The organism is Sulfitobacter sp. PS-8MA, from assembly GCF_040933935.1.
Lineage (GTDB): Bacteria > Pseudomonadota > Alphaproteobacteria > Rhodobacterales > Rhodobacteraceae > Sulfitobacter.
Window position 1 is genome coordinate 1 of the sequence record NZ_JBFQYJ010000009.1, and the last position, 14,223, is coordinate 14,223.

Genomic DNA, 14,223 nt, shown 5'->3' on the forward strand with positions numbered 1-14,223 from the left:
CCGAGCAGGGCAGGGGGGTCAAACCCTCCCAGCAGGGCCTTGCTGGCCTGCGGCTGCAACTAGCAGCACCCCGCGCTCGCGTCTTCTACATCTCGGCCACGGGCGCCACGAGCGTGCACAACCTGGCCTATGCCGCGCGGCTGGGGCTCTGGGGGCAGGGCCCCGAATACCCCTTCCCAAGCCGCGAGAGCTTCGTTTCTGCGATGGAAGCCGGCGGTGTCGCCGCCATGGAGGTGGTTGCCCGCGATCTCAAGACGCTCGGGCTCTACACGGCCCGCGCCCTCAGCTTCGATGGCGTGGAATACGATGTGCTTGAACACGCGCTCACCCCTGCCCAGATCGAGATCTACGACGCATACGCGACTTCGTTTCGGACGATCCATCACAATCTCGAGGCCGCGCTGACAGCGACCGGCGTCAACGTCGCCTCAGGAGAGACTAATGCCTCGGCCGCACGCGCCTCGGCCAAGTCCCGCTTCGAGAGCACGAAACAGCGCTTCTTCAACCATCTCCTGATGGGCATGAAAGCCCCGAGCATCATCCGCGCCATCAAGGACGATCTGGCGGCGGGCAAGGCTTGCGTCATTCAGGTGGTCTCAACGGGTGAGAGCCTGCTGAAGCGCCGGCTTGAGACGATGGACCCGGCGGACGAGCTGGTTGAGGGCGCGCTAACGCCGCGCGACTACGTGCTGGGATACCTCGAACAGGCCTTCCCAATCCACGCGCAAAAGCTGGTCGAGATCGACGGCAATATGGTGGCCGAGCCGTTGCGCGACGCCAATGGCGCGCTGGTCGTCTCGCGCGAGGCGCTTGCCCTGCGTGATGCGGCCATGATGGAGTTGATGACGCTGGCCCCGATCCCTTCGGCGCTGGATCAGATCCTCTGGGCCTTTGGCGACGAGGCAGTTGCCGAGGTCACGGGTCGATCGATCCGGCCCCTCAAGGCCGAGGATGGACATCTCTTCATCGAGAAGCGCGCCGCCAGCAGCAATTCGTCGGAGACCCAAGCCTTCATGGACGGCGAAAAGGATATCCTGATCTTCTCCGATGCAGGCGGCACGGGCCGGTCCTATCACGCGGCCCAAACGGCGAAGAACCAGAAACGGCGGCGGCACTATCTTCTGGAGCCCGGCTGGCGCGCCGATGCGGCCATCCAGGGGCTGGGCCGCACGCATCGCTCTGCCCAGGTCAGCGCACCTTTCTTCCGGGTCTGCACCTCGGATGTGCATGGCGAAAAGCGTTTCACCTCGACTATAGCCAAGCGCCTCGACCAGCTGGGGGCCTTGACCAAGGGTCAGCGCGAGACCGGCTCGCAAGGCATGTTCCGCGAGGAGGACAATCTCGAAAGCCCGATCGCGCGGGCCGCACTACGTGGGTATTTCGCCGATCTTGCCGCCGGGCGCGCTGAGGCGATGAGCTACGAGAGCTTCACCGACTGGACGGCCCTGCGGCTGATCAACAAGGACGGGGTGCTCCTTGAGGAGCTTCCCCCGATCCAGCGGTTTCTCAACCGGGTTCTGGCCCTTCCCATCCACATGCAGAACGCACTCTTTGCCGAGTTCAAGCGCCGGATCGCTGATCAGACCGAACGGGCGCGCGCGGCGGGCACGCTCGATCTCGGCGTGGAAACCCTGCGTGGCGAAAGGATCGAGCAGGTCTCCACCGAGGATCTCTGGACCTGCCCGAAATCCGGCGCCGTGACGCGGATCATCGGGCTGGAGGTCACCGACCCGGTCCACGTTCTTGGGGCCGAAGAGGCCATATCGCGCAATCCGGATAAGCTGCCGATGGTTAATCGCGCCTCCGGCCGCGCGGCGCTCATCTCGGCGCGCACCATGCAGATGTATGACGAGGACATTGTCACGCTGATGCGCAAGGTGGTGCGGCCAAACGGGTCGAGCTATCTGGAGGAGACGCGGTTCGGGTCCTCGGCCTGGGAAGACATCGGAAGGCCTGAGTTCGCAAGGCTTTGGGATGCCGAGGCTGCGTCCCTGCCAAAAACCACCACGACCAAGCTTTACCTGCTGACCGGGCTCTTGTTGCCGATCTGGAAGGACATTCCGACCACCAATGAGCGCATCTACCGCGTCACGCCCGACGGGGCGACCGCCATGATCGGGCGCACGCTGAGCGAGGAAGGGGCGGCAGCGTTGCGCGCCCGCTTCCTCGTCTCCAATCCGCAAACGCCGCAGGAGATGTTGACCGCCGCCCTCGGCACCACCGCACCTGTCAATCTGGGCCGGGGTCTGACCCTGACCCGTCGCCGGGTCGCAGGCGAGATGCGTCTCGAGCTGGGCGGCGTGGACCGGGGCATGATTGATGGCCTCAAGGCAATGGGGTGTTTCACTGAGATCATTGCCTTCCAGCTGCGGGTGTTCCTGCCGCATGGGGACGGGGTCGACACGGGAAGCATTCTGGCCCGGATCGTGGGGCAGCGAGCCGCTAGAGCGGCAGAACAAGCCGCCTGAAAAGTCAAAGCGAGCTTCCGGTCGGGCGGCGTGGATCGGGATTTGGCCGATCTGCGCTTTCCGGGCGCGCGCTGACCAATGCCAGGCCCGGCCCCCCAATTTCAGATAAGAGGACAGACCCATGACCAATCCCCAGATCGACTATGCCGCAATGGCGGCTCAGTGGCGTGCAGAGCGCGAAACCACCTTGAAGGCATCCCGAACGGAGCTGCTCGCGCAACTACGTGCGCTTGGCATCAGCGGGGTCACTGCCGAATACGAAGGCTATGGCGACTCCGGCAATGTCGAGGATGTGACGGTGCAGCCAGAAGAGGTCCAACTGCCGGAGCCGCTTGCCACAGAGGTTGGCGACTTCGCCTGGTCGCTCGTCTACCACCATCACCCGGGGTTCGAAAACAACGAAGGCGGCTATGGCACGCTGACCTGGGACTTGCGCAACGACAGCATCACCCTCGATCACGCGGACCGCTATGTCGAATGCTCGCACAGCTATGTCGAGGGTCTTTGAGATGGCCCATCCGCTTCATCATGCCGAAAGCTCCGCCCGAAAATTCGGCGGGGTGCCGTCTGACTATCAGGCTGTGCACGATTGGTTTGACGCCTCGAAAGAGCACCTCGCGCTCTTTACCCACCGAGCCATGCGCCACCATGCCCAAGGCCTGTTCGAGGCCGAACGTGTCTTCGGCCTGTCCCTGACCAATAGCGCAGGTCGAGAGATCCCCGTGCGCTGGATCGGCGAGCAGCATATCCGTGAAGACTGCCAGGGCCGCATTCCGAGCATGGCGGACTGGCTGCGACGGATCCAGCCCGAGCCATGGATGGCCAATGGCCACATCGACCGGCATTCCGGCGATGAGCCCTGCGGCGACCCAAGGGTTGCCTGGGCCTCCGAGGTCGCCGCCGGAAGAACGGTTCTTGGCCTGAAGGATTGGATGGCGGCGCGCGCGACGCAAGCCACGCAAGGTGCCTGACATGACCCGGCTTTTTGCCAATTGAATGCCGCACGGAAGCCCGGTTGGAAGATCGGGCTTCTTGCGTCGTTTCCCCACCATTCTACTTGAGGAGGATCACATGACACTCGAAGACATCAAGGCGGCCGTCGATGCCGGCCAGACCGTGCATTGGGCCAATACCGGCGACATTGTCCACAAGGACAGGCTCGGTCAGTACCTGATCACCTATCAGCCGAACGGTAGCTGCATCGGCCTGACCGACCGGAGCGGGCACCGGTTGAACGGAAAAGAGGCGGAGTTCTTCATCGCGCGATCGGAGGACGGCGCGGAAAATCCGGGCAGCCAATCAAGACCAGACGGGCAGGGGAGGGGCGTGGCACCCGGAGGCGCGGGGGCATTCCCACTCGGCCGGCAGCTCTGACCCGCGGGTAGGGCTGAAAGGAAAGCAGGCTTTCTGATTTGTGATCCCTCAAGGGGTCGAGAAAGCAATCCCGGATGCGCTGGCAAGAACGTCAGGCACCGGCCAATCCAAGAAGGAACTATCCCATGTTCGCAGGAACCCTCACCCGCAATGTCGAGCCCGCAGCCGCCGAGTACACCGGCATGATCCACTCGACGCGCTTTGACATCGCCATCCAGCTCGAGGCACGGGCCAAGATGTCCGAACGCAGCCCGGATTTTGACGTGACGGCAATCAACAGGTCGGGCCGCAAGGTGCGCATCGGCACGGCCTGGAACGAGACCGGCAATACCAGCGGCAACCCCTACATCTCGATGCAGATCGATGTCGGCCGCGGCCCGTTCCGGGTCAACGCGGTGCAGACGAAAGAGGCGCGCGCGGCCCAGAGCGGCGCATTCGAGATCATCCCGCTGGTCTCGAACGGCCTGATGAAATCCGGCTCGATCTCGGGCGAGCTCACCGCCATGGACGCGGACAACGCCTTCACCGGCTACATCGCCAACATGATGTTCGATCTGGAGTTCATGCTGATCGAGAACAGCTACAAATCCGAGGAGACCCACCCGGATTACCGGATCGAGGTCAGCTCGCCCCGGGGCACACCGATCCGCGTCGGCTCGGCGTGGATGGCCAAAAGCAGCCGCACGGGCAATGACTACCTGTCACTGCTGATCAACACGCCCGATGGCGACCTGCGCGTCAACGCCGTGCAGAACGAAGAACAGCGCGGTGGGCAGACCTTCTCGATCATCCCGTTCATCGACAGCGGTGAGCAGCCGCAGGATGCAGGCGCGGGGCTCTCGCTGGTCGCCTAATTGGCACGCGAGGGGGAGACGATCTGAACCCAAAGGGGAGCCGTGGGACCGCGGTTCCCCTTTTGCTGTGTTTGTTTCAATAGAGCGATCGAACTGCCATTTCATGTGGCGGTCCGATGTAGATGCGATGCCTAGATTGGGAGGGCTGCGCGGGGTCTCCAATACAGTCAGACTTGTACAACCGCTTGTGCGGCAATCAAGGCGTCAACAGCAACTTGAACCTCGGCATAGAGCTCGGTGTCCGACTCTTCCGCATCGATTTCCACAATCAATGCATAGCGCACAGAAGGCAAACCTTCAGCGAGAAGCTTTTTCGATTTCCACCATCCAGTGACAGGGTGAACAACCAGCAAGTTGCGCCGCGCCAGATCCGAAGCCTTGCACGTCAGTTGATCGATATGCAGCGAGCCGACATGGCGCCGATTGCTACCGTAGTCCCAAAGATTGTCAATGAGCGTTTAAAAGTGACCCGGTTTCAGCGTTTAATTTTGACCCGCCTATTGGGTGACAAAGCCCCCAGGCGGACCGCCCTCATATAGCGAGTCCGTCTGGGGGCTTTGCTTGCGACGTGGCTATTTTTCTCTGCGACTTTTGCTCTGAGCGAAGCGATATGACGTGTTGCCCGTTTCGATGATGGCACAGTGGTGCGTGACGCGATCCAAGAGCGCAGTTGTCATCTTGGCATCACCGAAGACAGCGACCCATTCCCCGAACTCCAAGTTGGTGGTGATGATGACGCTGGTTTTCTCGTAGAGCTTGCTGATCAGGTGGAACAGCAACGCGCCGCCGGATTTCGGGAACGGGATGTAGCCTAACTCGTCGATGATGACGCAATCCAGGGCAGACAGCTGCCGGATGATCTTCCCGGCATTGCCGTCGGCCTGTTCCTTGATCAGGGCATTGATCAGATCGACCGCGTTGAAGAAGCGGACCTTCTTGCCGTTGTTAATCAATGTGGTTCCAAGCGCGATGGCGATGTGAGTTTTGCCTGTCCCGGTTCCGCCGACCAGGATGAGGTTGTGCGCCTCTTCGGTGAACTGACCCGAGCAGAAGGGTTCGATCTGGGCCTTACTCACCGCGGCCGCGCCGTAATCGAAGGTGGCGAAGTCCTTATGATGGGGGAACTTCGCGATGCGCATTTGATACTGGATGGAACGCACTCGCCGCTCTACAGTTTCCGCGTCGATCAGTTGCTTTATCGCTGTGGTCAGACTTGGTGGCTTGCGCGCGGACAGCAAATCATGGGCGCAAGCTGCCATTCCATGCAGCCTCAAGGCGGTGAGTTGGTCGATGAGAGCGTTCATGCGGCAGCCTCCTCGGCCGAGCAGAGCGCCTCATAGCGCTTGCAGTCGGCCTCGGGCCGCACGGTCAGCTGCGGATAGACATTACCCTCATTCAACGGCGTGATGATTGGCTCCACCAACTGGTTGATCAAATTGGTGATGGCAGGAAGGCGCAACGTGTTTTGTTCAACTGCCAGTTCGCAGGCCGTCTCCACCACCTCGATTCCGTGGTCCTGGGCCAGCAGAAGCAGATCGACGAACTCCCGGTCCCCGCCTTTGCCAGCCATGTAATGCTCCCTGATCCGATGCATGGCCTCAGGCAGTTGCCAGTCCACAAAAGGGGCGCCGTCGCGCAGAGCGCCGGGCTTGCGATCCAGTAGAGGAACATAATGCCAAGGCTCAAAGTAGCTGACGTTGCGGGTGAAGCGACGCTTGTGCTCGGCAATAACGTCCTGGCCTGACACCAGCACGATCCGGCTCGCATAGGCGCGCAAGGAGACATGCTGGCCTGCAAACCGGGAAGGCACGCTATAGCGATTGCTGGCATATTGAACCAGGCAGGTGGAACGGACCCGCACCGTCTTTTCCACATAACCATCAAAAGCCCGCCCCAGGGGGCGCAGCTCGGCGCGCTCATCTTCAAAAACCTCCGCAATCGTGCGGGACGATTGATCAGGATGGGCGCGGCTTGCCAATTCCTCGCAGCGCAGACGCAACCAGTTGTTCAGCCCATCCAGATCATCAAAAGCTGGCATGGGAACAAACAATCGGCCTCGTAAAAAATGGACCTGGTTCTCCACCTGACCTTTCTCCCAACCCGACGCGGGGGTGCAGGCAACCGGCTCCATCACATAATGGTTCATCAACGCCAAGAACCGCGGATGGAACACCCGGTCCTTCGAGCGGGAGACATAGGTCACCATCGTTTTGGGATTGTCGATGATCACCCGTCGCGGAACCCCGCCGTAGAAGGACAGCGCCCGTACAAAAGCATCCAACACCATCTCTTGGCTCTCGCCGGGATAGGCTACGATAAGAGGTTTGCGACTATGGCACAGGCGGAAGTGAGCAACCTTTACCTTCTGCTCGACACCACCGAGAATAACGCGCTCTTCGCTCCAGTCAAACTGGAGCGCATCACCGGCAGCAAAATGCAGGGGGATAAACGCCTCTCCCGATCCAGCATCGGCACGTTTGAGGTCTCGGATAAATCGCTGAACCGGAGAATAGGACCCAGTATACCCTTCCGAGACGAGCTGTTCGTAAAGCTTCGTGGCCGTCCGCCGCTCCCGGCGCGGGCGCTTGTGATCCTGCTCGAAAAGCTCTTGCAGCCGCGCGTCAAATCCATCGCACAGCTTATGCCGGGTCGGTGGCGCTTGCCGTTGATAGCTCGGTGGACTGTCGTCCTTCAGATACTTCTTCACCGTGTTCCGCGACAAACCGGTTGCCCGCGCCACAGATCGGATGCTGCGACCCTCAACCAATATCCAACGACGGATCTTCGATACACTTTCCATCAATATCACCTGCTCATTCCTCCGCGCTATTCAGCGCGGATGCTAACGTGGCAGGTGGGTCAATTTTGCACGCTCATAACCCACCCAAGTGGGTCAATTTCGCACGCCGATTCACAGCCTAAAACGCTAAATCAGCCACAGAGCGGCTATGAGAACAGCGCCTCCGCACCATTGCGCAAAGACGAAACGGCGGAACACCGGATCGTCCCGGAACGTCATTACACCTTCGCGCAAATAGGCCATGAAGCTTGTGGCCGCTTTTGAAGGTGCTTTCTGCTCAGGCTCTCCCATTGCAGTGAAAATGAGGGACGAGAGCAACATCAGGAGCGCTGCAATCCCAAGCACCGCAGCATAGGAAATCGGAAAATCAAGCGTTCGCAGAAGCCTGTCCGCCACCACAGCTATAAGAAGTGCTACGAGGCCGCCGCCGAAAAAACGGACCGAGAGCATCCGGCTCCGGCGTTCCGACGAAACGGACCGCGCAACAATGTCATTGTAAGGAACGCCCACGATCCCGCTAAGGAAAGCGTAGAGAACCCAAAGCCCAAGGGTCGCAGCACCAAGCGCGGCATCACTCCAACCAGCGACCGCGCCGGTCCACAGAACGATTGCGAGCAGAGCAATAGCAGCGGTCCTTCCGAACGCGCCCACGATGTAGAATGGCATTGAGGACGCACCGCGACCGGCGAGATAGCCGACGAAAAGTTGGGGCAGAAGCCAACCGAGCCGCAGAATTGTGGAAACTGCGCCTGCGGCGATAGTGCTGCCTGTCAACTGAAAGACCAGCGCAGACATGACTGTTCCACTGTCCACCGCAGCCGAACCAGCCTGGAATGCAGTGCCTGCGCCTGCCACATGCCAGAAGCGGCGGCGGGGGGTCATGTCCCACTCCAATCCACAGGCTCAACAAACAATCCAAACCATATCGACCAGATACCGAGGCCAACAAAGATCACGCCCAGCAACCAGCGTCGAGGCCGCAGCCATACGGCAACCCGGTCGAGGGGGCGTGCAAGACCAGGGATAACGGAGAGCGGGATCAACGGGAGCGACAGCGCAAGAGCGAAGACTGCCATCATCAAAAAAACCCATACTGGCTGATCCAATCGCTGTTGCCGTGCCCATAAGTCCAAAAAGGATCGGCGCAGCACAAGCTGGTATGTTCAGTCCGAACGCCAGCCCTTGAAGCATCGGGCTTGAGGCCATTTTCCAGCGATCCGGCGCGACCCCGATGCGGTGACGCATTGGTTTGTCCCAACCCGCAAGGATCGTTACCCCAAGGCCAAGATAGATCGCACCGAAAATGAGCCATGCGCCTGTCTGCAACCCGATAAGGCGCTGACCAAGCACAACGATCATACCGCCAAACCCGCCCATGACGGCGAGCCTTGCCAAAAGAAAGATTAACGCTGCGCTGAGCCGCTGACCCATCGGTCGGGTCCTCTGACTTCCCAGAAACAGCATATGGGCACCGATTGTGCAGGGTTCGACAAAACCGAGCAAGCCGAGGCCAAATGCAAGCAGCAGCGTTTGATCAGTGATGTCCATAAGTATCTTTTATTGCACTGAATATTTAGCGCTTATTCTGGACCCTCCGCCGACTGGAGGGATCTCAAGCTGGCGGAAATTGCTGTTGAGCGGTTTCTCCGCGTTCCAGTGTCATGCCCGCAGTTTGCTGTGAAATCGGCCAGCTGCAGCAGCTAAGTCCCTTGTCGATCCACCCGGATCAACAACAATCGTTCCGGAATGGACCAACAGAAGCACGCCGCGAATGGCGAGTTCTGTCAAGAACCAGTTCACGTCACGTTCTGACAATCCCAAGCATTCTGGTACCGTCACAACGACCTTATCCCCTTGATTTACCGACAGCAGCAGTTGCTCTCGTTGGATGAGATGCTTTCGAGGACGCGTAGTTTGCCCTTCAAACTGGTCACACCTAACCTGTTCAATTACCCCATGCAGCGAAATTTCTTGTCGCTGTCGTTTGGCGGACGGCCTACCTTGGGCGGAAAGGATATATCCCCACGTAGCGTCGGATTTCGAAAACTTTGGGTCCATTTAAGGTCTTCCTCCTCTTAATCGTTCTTAGAAGCGGGAGGACTAGATCACGATCCAGCTTGCCGATTGATTGGCTCCGGCTAAGCTCACCCCTCTCCGCGGAACCATCTTCTTATCTGACCTAGTAGGCCAGATTCACAGAGCCAAACGCGACTATGCGCCGGCTTCGAACCTCGTGAGATTGAGGTCTCGGCCCTAGCTTGCTTGTCTCTTGCAGACGCTGCTGAAGCAGGACGTGCATCCGTTTCAGATCGCTTTCGCTCAGCTTGCCTTCGCCGACAAGGGCAATCATCTCGTCATGATCAGCCAGTGTCTTGGTTAACATGGTTTTTCTCGTCTTCTTCCGGCTTGCCGTGACCGTAAAGGTCGGCGTTCTCATGGGCTCGGTCTTCGTGCTCAAATTCCAAACTCGAATGACCGATGCTAAAATCGTCCTTCAGACGGTCCTTGATTGCCGTCTTGATTTTTTCGATTTGACGCCAGCCGTCCGCTGTCAGCACGACGTGGCAGTCCAAAGCCGCTTCGTGCTCCTGCATCTGCCACAGATGCACGTGATGAACTTCCGCCACGCCATCCACACGCCGCATCGCCTCAACGACGGCTTCATTATCGATGTCCGGCGGACTGCCGAGCATCAGCGTCCGAATCGGACCGCCGATCTCGGTGAAGGCGAGGTAAAGGATGTAGAGAGCGATGCCGATGGTGATCGCCGGGTCAACCCATCGCATGTCGTAGAGTAGGATAAGCGAGCCGCCGATGATGACCGCGACAGAGGCCAAAGCGTCCGATAGGTTGTGCAGGAAGAGCGCACGGATGTTCGCACTGCCCTTCTGCATCGAATAGGTGAGCACCGCCGTCAACGTGTCGACGACTAGTGCCACACCGCCTAGGATCACCACCGTCCAACCCTGTACCTCGGGCGGGTCGATCATGCGCATGCCACCCTCGTAGATCAGGTAGAAGCCGATCAGGATAAGGGTCGTGTAGTTGATGAGCGCTGCGACAATTTCTATCCGCCCATAGCCGAAGGTCATGCGCGCGTCCGCAGGCCGCCGCGCGATTTTCCGAGCGGCAAAGGCGATCACCAACGATGCCATATCCGAGAAATTGTGCAGAGCATCCGCGATCAGTGCGAGGCTGCCGGATAGGATGCCGCCGACAATCTGCGCGACGGTCAGAAGACCGTTGGCCCAGATGGAGATGGAGACTCGACGGTCGCCGGACTCGGGGTCGATATGGGCGTGATCGTGGGCCATCAGGCAATTTCCTATCTGTTCGGCAGATCAAAACGCGGTCAAGCGCCGCGTTTTGACTTCCTTTCAACATGTGCAGCCAGACCGGACTTATTCGCAACAAGTTCGGTCACTCGGGATCCCATGCGCCATTGGGTCAGCAGCAGCCAGAACTCTTCTCTGGCTGCGACACTTCCTGCACCAATTCGGCTGTTTCCGCGCCGTCGGCTTCCCGTGCCACGTCCGCTTGAGCCACGATCCCACAGCATTTGCCGCTTTCGTCTGTAACCACGCTGCGGCGCACCTGTTTTTCTTCCATCTTGCTGCAACAGCTTTTAACGTCCTCATCAGGTGAGACTGTCAGGAGGTCATCCGACATGACGTCAGAAACCGGCGTGTCGGCTGCCTTTCCCTCTGCGACGGCACCACAGCAGATGTCGCGGTCCGTAATGATGCCGACCGGCTCACCGGCGTCATTGATCACGGGAATCGCGCCGACCGACTTTTCATCCATCAGCTTTGCGGCCTCCTGAATCGTAGTGTCGGTACTACAACATGTTGGATTGCTGGTCATGATTTCGTGAACTTGCATGATCTTACTCCTTGTTTTGGTTACTAGCGTGGAAACCGAAAGACGGGTGTTCAAGTTCCTTTCATTGCGCTGAGCAGCGAGTTTCCGCGCAAGCGGTGCAGCAGCCACAATTTGGATTTTTCAATACTTGGAGTGCTGGTTTCTCGTCGGATCGCTTCCAAGGAAATGTAGTTGCTACGGTCACTGTAGCTTCAAGCCCCGATTTCAGGCGATGTCCTCACTTGCCTTACCGTCATCGTGCACCGCCTTGTGGTGTTCACCATGTGCGTCTCTCAGGATTCCGACTCCACCCCAGGCCGCGATACCGGCGACGATCACGCCCACGACAAGGTCCGGCCAGTTAGTTCCGAGCCAGGCCACGACCCCGCCTCCGACGACGATTCCGAGATTAGCCGCGAAGTCGTTCCAGCTGAACGTATTCGCCGCTCGGATGTTTACGTCCGGATCGCGAATCCGCGCCAACAGCCAGACGCAAAGCGCGTTGATGGCCGCCGCTATCAGCGCCATGACAATCATGATTGTGCCAAGAGGATCCGATCCGTCGACGTAGCGGCGCCAGGCGTCATAAAGGATGCCAAGGGCGAAGAGGATCAGTAGGCCGCCCGAAACATTCGCCGCTCCGCGTTTCCACTTAGCGGAACGGGACAGCGCAAGGAGGCTAATCGCGTAGACGAAACTGTCCGACAGGTTGTCGAGGCCATTGGCGATAAGCGCACTTGAATCGCCGAATGCACCCGATGCGAAGAAAGCGACTGCCAGCCCGATGTTGAGACCCAGGACGATCCAGAGTGTGCTTCTTTCCGATGCGTCCTGCCGCTGTACCATTCGCGAAGTCCAAAAATACTAATTTCAGTTCAACAAGAACGCGCAAGCGGTTATTTGGTTCCCAATCTGCATCTAGGCGATGTCGCCGTTCCGCAACGACGGTTCAGGCTCCGCCTTTTGATGTGTTGTCACGAAACGGAAGCTGGCATTGCAAGACCGTGACATCTGTACCTATTCCATTGGACTTGCGAACTACTGACGCTGTCGCACCCTAAGGGTCTTTGGAGCGCTCCGGCCACTTTACTTGCGCCTGCGCACGTGAGGTTGTTCAGCGTACCAGGCGGCAACTGCTGCAATTTGATTATCGCTCATGTTTTGCACGATTTCGGACATAATGTGTGAATATACAGTGCCGCCCCGCTTCCTCTGTTGCCAAAGGCTGAGTTGCTCCGAAAGATACCATTCGGGCTGGCCCTCAAGATAGGGGTAATAGGGGTTATTTCCCCGCGCTAACCGGCCGTGGCAGCTTTGGCAGGCAGGAATTTTTAACGGTCTGACTCCCTCGACAGCGATGCGTCTTCCAAATTCGAGCAATCCTTCCCTTGGAGTGACGAGACCCGCGGGCGCTGCTGTCGGGGTCATGGGATTAGAAACATCATCTTCTCTTTCCAGGATTCCGGCTTCGTCCTGCCAGGAGGACAACGGCGGTACGAATGGTTCTGGACTTCTGGCAACGAGAGGGCTGTCCACGGCATTGCTATCGGTGGGAAGGTCAGTGGTTGCGCTTCGAAACTCCGCTCCGGAACCTGCGACTGTTGCCAGAGCCGGATTCGGTTGCTCCGAGAAATAGCGCGCAAGCGCTTCAAGCACCTTCGGTTCATAGCGGCTCGCGGGGAGCTCCATGAAGCCGCTTCGTCGCTTTCCGAGTGCGAACGCGCGCAGCGTGGCATATAGATACGGCGCGGGCTGACCGGCGATGGCAGGAAATGCGTTCTCCGCCTCTTCGTCTACTTGACCCAAGCCATCGCGTCCGTGGCAAAGGGCACAATCCGCGAGCGCGTTTTCAACAACGCCGTCTGGTGCAGCGGCGGATTCGGCGCCTTGCGCGAAATCAATGCCCGTCGGCTCACCGCGCAAGGCCAACTCGGCGTACTGGCCTAGCGTCATGCCGGGAAGTGCCCGCAAGAAGGCGACCTGTGCCCAGACCTCATCGTCGCGATCTTGCGTTGGCCAAGCAGGCATGCCCGAATACTTTATCCCGTACTTGACGATCCAGAACAACTCCTCGTCGCTCCATTCAGAGACTTTTTCCTCGAGACGAGGCGGGCTCGGAGTCATCGCCTGAACTACTGGAGATTGCGGGACACCTGGGGCGCCGTGACATATGGAGCAGGCCGTCGCATAGTGGGCGGCCGAGCGAAGAACCAATGTGGGGTCATCGAGGTCGAGACCCTCCGGCTTTGAGACAAGCAACGACTGGCTCTCGACCGCATTCTCCATTGTCCAGCCGAGAAACCAGCGCGTCACGCTCCAGTGGCCGGATGAGGCGGCGATCGAAACCAGTCCCGACCAACTGATCAGGAGCGCCCCCGCGATGCCGAGGCCAACGATTCCGGCCATCCATTTCCAGGTCAGAACGAGCTTTAGCCGCATGAAGCTGCATCCCAACTGTGCGATAATGAGCGATAAGGTCTGCAGTTCATCTACAGTCTCCAATGACCAGAATGGGCATGGTTTCGAAGACTACCGCAGCGAATGAAAGTCCGGCCAAAAGCAGCGTGGAGAATTCGAGAAAGCTTTCACGCCCTTCCGGCGTGTCTTGGTCATTCCGGAAACCCCCGCCTCCGGTTAGCCATTCGTGCCATGCGCGGCGAATTACGAGTGCAATCAGGCAAAGCGAGACGAGCGTCACGAAACCGATAGCAACGCGTGTGCTTCCGATCGATTCGAAAATATCGGCATTTGGGGCACACCGAAAGGCTGCGAGAAAGTAGCTGAAGAGAAAGTGAATTCCCCAAATCACTGGTGCTGCGATCAGTGTCCAAAGATTGTCCTTTGTTCTGCCAAATATCTGCATGGC

Annotated in this window: 16 protein-coding genes; 5 read left to right on the forward strand and 11 right to left on the reverse strand. The window is 59.1% G+C overall.

Going from position 1 to position 14,223, the window contains the following annotated elements:
* The 5 genes from AB4M76_RS18960 to AB4M76_RS18980 form a co-directional block, all read left to right on the forward strand.
* Positions 1 to 2,468: strawberry notch C-terminal domain-containing protein (locus AB4M76_RS18960; protein ID WP_368443821.1), on the forward strand; the 2,468-nt coding region annotated here is incomplete at its 5' end.
* 121 nt (positions 2,469 to 2,589) lie between these two features.
* Entirely contained in the window at positions 2,590 to 2,976 is a 387-nt protein-coding gene (locus tag AB4M76_RS18965) for a DUF6878 family protein (protein WP_093743732.1), read from the forward strand.
* 1 nt (position 2,977) lies between these two features.
* Positions 2,978 to 3,439, forward strand: coding sequence for a hypothetical protein (locus AB4M76_RS18970; protein ID WP_093743731.1), 462 nt, complete (start codon positions 2,978 to 2,980; stop codon positions 3,437 to 3,439).
* A 100-nt stretch (positions 3,440 to 3,539) separates the two neighbouring features.
* Complete coding sequence (locus AB4M76_RS18975; RefSeq protein WP_093743730.1) at positions 3,540 to 3,842, forward strand: hypothetical protein; 303 nt, start codon at positions 3,540 to 3,542, stop codon at positions 3,840 to 3,842.
* A 125-nt stretch (positions 3,843 to 3,967) separates the two neighbouring features.
* Positions 3,968 to 4,696 carry a DUF736 family protein gene (locus AB4M76_RS18980; protein WP_093743729.1) on the forward strand — a complete coding sequence of 243 codons (729 nt, stop codon included), beginning with the start codon at positions 3,968 to 3,970 and terminating at the stop codon, positions 4,694 to 4,696.
* Positions 4,697 to 4,863: 167 nt separating this feature from the next.
* On the opposite strand, the gene AB4M76_RS18985 is transcribed toward AB4M76_RS18980, so the two are convergent.
* The 11 genes from AB4M76_RS18985 to AB4M76_RS19035 form a co-directional block, all read right to left on the reverse strand.
* Positions 4,864 to 5,049, reverse strand: coding sequence for a hypothetical protein (locus tag AB4M76_RS18985; RefSeq protein ID WP_368443823.1), 186 nt, complete (start codon positions 5,047 to 5,049; stop codon positions 4,864 to 4,866).
* Between the two features lie 219 nt (positions 5,050 to 5,268).
* A complete protein-coding gene (gene istB, locus AB4M76_RS18990; RefSeq protein WP_108485421.1) occupies positions 5,269 to 6,000 on the reverse strand; it encodes an IS21-like element helper ATPase IstB in 732 nt (243 codons plus the stop codon).
* The gene (gene istA / locus AB4M76_RS18995; protein WP_368440290.1) at positions 5,997 to 7,496 is read right to left on the reverse strand and encodes an IS21 family transposase; all 1,500 of its coding nucleotides are present in this window, start codon (positions 7,494 to 7,496) and stop codon (positions 5,997 to 5,999) included. Before istA ends, istB begins: the two co-directional genes overlap by 4 nt.
* Positions 7,497 to 7,622: 126 nt before the next feature.
* On the reverse strand, positions 7,623 to 8,378 hold the full coding sequence (locus AB4M76_RS19000) for a hypothetical protein (RefSeq protein WP_093743708.1): 756 nt from the start codon (positions 8,376 to 8,378) through the stop codon (positions 7,623 to 7,625).
* A gap of 21 nt (positions 8,379 to 8,399) precedes the next feature.
* On the reverse strand, positions 8,400 to 9,044 hold the full coding sequence (locus tag AB4M76_RS19005) for a hypothetical protein (RefSeq protein WP_231886324.1): 645 nt from the start codon (positions 9,042 to 9,044) through the stop codon (positions 8,400 to 8,402).
* A gap of 111 nt (positions 9,045 to 9,155) precedes the next feature.
* Positions 9,156 to 9,554, reverse strand: coding sequence for a hypothetical protein (locus AB4M76_RS19010; protein WP_169306094.1), 399 nt, complete (start codon positions 9,552 to 9,554; stop codon positions 9,156 to 9,158).
* Between the two features lie 302 nt (positions 9,555 to 9,856).
* Positions 9,857 to 10,810, reverse strand: a complete 954-nt coding sequence (locus tag AB4M76_RS19015; RefSeq protein ID WP_093743706.1) for a cation diffusion facilitator family transporter — start codon at positions 10,808 to 10,810, stop codon at positions 9,857 to 9,859.
* Positions 10,811 to 10,943: 133 nt separating this feature from the next.
* Positions 10,944 to 11,378 carry a CBS domain-containing protein gene (locus tag AB4M76_RS19020; protein ID WP_067631023.1) on the reverse strand — a complete coding sequence of 145 codons (435 nt, stop codon included), beginning with the start codon at positions 11,376 to 11,378 and terminating at the stop codon, positions 10,944 to 10,946.
* Positions 11,379 to 11,582: 204 nt separating this feature from the next.
* On the reverse strand, positions 11,583 to 12,203 hold the full coding sequence (locus AB4M76_RS19025; protein WP_093743705.1) for a cation transporter: 621 nt from the start codon (positions 12,201 to 12,203) through the stop codon (positions 11,583 to 11,585).
* Positions 12,204 to 12,443: 240 nt separating this feature from the next.
* Positions 12,444 to 13,796, reverse strand: a complete 1,353-nt coding sequence (locus tag AB4M76_RS19030; protein WP_093743704.1) for a c-type cytochrome — start codon at positions 13,794 to 13,796, stop codon at positions 12,444 to 12,446.
* A 46-nt stretch (positions 13,797 to 13,842) separates the two neighbouring features.
* Positions 13,843 to 14,220 carry a hypothetical protein gene (locus AB4M76_RS19035; RefSeq protein ID WP_136720527.1) on the reverse strand — a complete coding sequence of 126 codons (378 nt, stop codon included), beginning with the start codon at positions 14,218 to 14,220 and terminating at the stop codon, positions 13,843 to 13,845.
* Positions 14,221 to 14,223 lie beyond the last annotated feature (3 nt).